The organism is Bartonella sp. MU70NMGDW (genome assembly GCF_042194085.1).
Lineage (GTDB): Bacteria > Pseudomonadota > Alphaproteobacteria > Rhizobiales > Rhizobiaceae > Bartonella > Bartonella grahamii.
Genome location: NZ_JBHIMK010000543.1, coordinates 1 through 668, shown reverse-complemented (window position 1 = coordinate 668; position 668 = coordinate 1). Strand labels below are relative to the sequence as shown.

The following is a 668-nucleotide window of genomic DNA, read 5'->3' as shown; positions in this document are numbered from 1 at the left end:
CCGAAAGCAGGCTTGGTGAAGGTTTGGGGACCTTTTGTTTGTTTGATGCAATTGACAGATCACCCCAATCGCATTCATTGGTCTGGTTTGGAAGATGCAAGCCATTGGACAGTTAAACAGAAAGATTGCGATTTTCAAGATTTTCCGGATGGAGAATATGTTCAAGGGGCAACAGAATCCACCAATCCCCTCATTTTTATGCGTTCTGCTATTTATGCAGGAACCTTTGTTGCGGGTTCTAAAATTGTGTTTACGTTTCAAAAGATACAAGACAAGCGAGGAGCCCGCAGTGCAGCCTCTATAGCATGTCGAGGGAGTGACGCTTTTTTTGCAGGTGATGGTGGTTTTTATCAGATGAGTTTAGATGGTCAACTTTTACCGATAGGTTTTGAAAAGGTTGATAGAACGGTTTTTAAAACATTTGATAAGTTTGCTCTTGATGAGATGCAAGGAGTTATAGACCCCATTGATAACCGGATTTATTGGTCCTTAAAAAGAGGCAATAACGAGCAAACCACCTTTGTTTATGATTGGGGTTTACAGAAATGGTCGACACTACAGGGAAAGCTTTTCACGTTGTTTCCAGTGTTTACAACAGGTTATACTTTAGAACAGTTAGATGAGATTTCACTCAATCTTGAGGCATTGCCGGCTTCTTTAGACAGCCC

The 668-nt window shown here is 41.3% G+C and carries 1 pseudogene; it reads left to right on the top strand.

Annotated features, from left to right (window positions below):
- Positions 1–668, top strand: a pseudogene (locus ACFIKE_RS12065) (hypothetical protein); the annotation flags it as partial.